Source organism: Pedobacter sp. 01T416_2, from assembly GCF_056398925.1.
Map to the genome: position 1 here is coordinate 1 of NZ_JBFTQI010000921.1, position 2137 is coordinate 2137.

The following is a 2137-nucleotide window of genomic DNA, read 5'->3' on the forward strand; positions in this document are numbered from 1 at the left end:
GAATAAGCGATTTCCCGGTTTTTCGCGGCACCATCACAAATGCCTGACTGATTTTATTGCTTTGATCAGCCGATTGTGTTATACTTTCCAGCCAATTTTGGCCATCTGCACCTACATTGCTTTTTACAATAGCTGATAAAGCTTTTTGGATAGCCATCGTATCATCACCTTTCATAAAGTATCTAAATCTATTAGCTGGCAATACCCGCCGAAACAAAATAATTGATCAACAAAGCTCCCGCAATAATCAACAGGCCAAAAAATTCTCTCGTTTGTTCGATATAGGGTTTAGTTGCCTGCATGCTTTCAACCAAACTTGGCCGCTTATATTTCATAATCCAATCTCTTACACCATCTTTTGCGAAGAATAGGATAGCAGCATAAATTAAGTAGAAAGCAGTTAAAAACAGATAAGCGAAAGGATAAAATTTACCGGACGCAGCCAATCCGCAGCATATTGCGGCACTTAAATAGATAGAAACCCAAAGAAAGGCATCGTTATCATTTAAATTTACATAGGCAAAGCCTAAAAACGAGATGCAAAAAATAATGTTAAGAATAATTAAAAGCATTTTAAATTATTTGGTTTAAAACAAGCTAAATCGATTTCCCGATGTTTTTTTCATTGAAAAACAAAGTTATTTAAACTGATTGCTTTTTTTGCCTAAAAATTGTAAATTATATACTGCTATAAAAGTTTTTTTTGATTAAAAGTGGTGTTGCCATAAAATCCAAAAATCAGCTGATTTTGAGTGATGAGAGCTAACAAATTTTCAAACCGGGTTTTTATCTGCCAGCAGATCCAAAACCGTTTTTTCTCATCCATTCGTAGCAACCTACAAACCAGTTGTCTTTATTTTCAACATCATAAATACCAAAACCATGCCCACCTGTTTGTAGAATATGCATTTCAGCCTTGACCTTGGCTTTGAGTAGTGCATCGAAAAACTGCAGACTATTTTTCACCGGGATTACATCATCATCAGCCGCATGAACCAAAAAAGTTGGTGGCGTAATCTCACTAACAGACTTATTGGTGCTATATAAACTTAACGCTTCTGCTGTAGGTTTTTTTCCGATTAAATTTTCTCTGGTGCGGGGTATATCCGGATCATAAAGAATAACGGGATAAAGTAAAATCATAAAATCGGGTCTGAGTGATATATTCTCTTTATTCTCTATCACCACCCTGTTTAACTGTGTACCTGCTGTTGAGACTAAATGCCCACCTGCCGATAGCCCCATCATTCCTATCTTATTTGGATTTATATTCCATTCGCCTGCTCTTCTGCGTACCGTTTTAATAGCGGTTTGTGCATCCTGCAATGGACCAATCGTTTTGTCGTTCATAATTCTATCGCTGGGTAAACGATACTTCACAACAAAGGCAGCAACCCCCAGCGCACTGAATGCCTTAGCAATTTCAATGCATTTTTTAGGGGCAAGAACAAAATAACCGCCACCGGGAAAAATGATTACAGCCGTTCCATTGGCTTTATTTTTATCCGGAAAATAGGCCTGCATGGTAGGGATGCTTACATTTTTAATCAGGCTATTACTGTCGGTTTCTTCAATGTAATCGGCAGGGGTTCTCTTTGCATTTGGTACCTGCCCTTGATAAAGTGGGATAGTAAGATCCTGGGCACAACAAAATGAGGAAGATAAAATTAAAAAGAAAAAAATAAAGGCTCGTTTCAAGGGAATTGGGTTTAATTGCTTAAAATTAAGCCCGCTTTAACAATAAACATGTGCAGAAATGCGCTATTTATGCCTGTGTTTTTCTGAACATCAAGGGTTGAAAACCATAAGCTGATTTAAAGGCCCTGCAAAAAGCACTCACGTTTTCGAATCCACAAGCCCAGGTTATTTCATGAATGGGTTTATCTGTATTTTTAAGCAAATCAACAGCCTGTTTAAGTTTTATCTGAATCAGGTATTGATGTGGCGTAACCTTAAATACAGATTTAAACTGCCTGATGAGCTGAGGAACTGATAAACAAGCAATACTAGCCAGTAATTTTAAATCGGGCTTCTCCATAAAAGTTGAATGCAGAAAATCCTTCGCGATACACAAACGCTTGTAAATTTCAATTTTTGAACTCGGCTTTATGGCCGAAACGCCTGCAATTTTTTCCGT

At 37.4% G+C, this 2137-nt stretch carries 3 protein-coding genes; all 3 read right to left on the bottom strand.

Annotated elements, in window-relative coordinates:
- Nucleotides 1-191: 191 nt before the first annotated feature.
- On the bottom strand, nucleotides 192-572 hold the full coding sequence (locus AC1DPQ_RS25840) for a transmembrane 220 family protein (RefSeq protein ID WP_477584990.1): 381 nt from the start codon (nucleotides 570-572) through the stop codon (nucleotides 192-194).
- A gap of 214 nt (nucleotides 573-786) precedes the next feature.
- Nucleotides 787-1698, bottom strand: coding sequence for an alpha/beta hydrolase (locus AC1DPQ_RS25845; RefSeq protein WP_477611320.1), 912 nt, complete (start codon nucleotides 1696-1698; stop codon nucleotides 787-789).
- Between the two features lie 67 nt (nucleotides 1699-1765).
- On the bottom strand, nucleotides 1766-2137 hold a 372-nt coding region (locus tag AC1DPQ_RS25850; RefSeq protein WP_477611321.1), incomplete at its 5' end, for a helix-turn-helix domain-containing protein.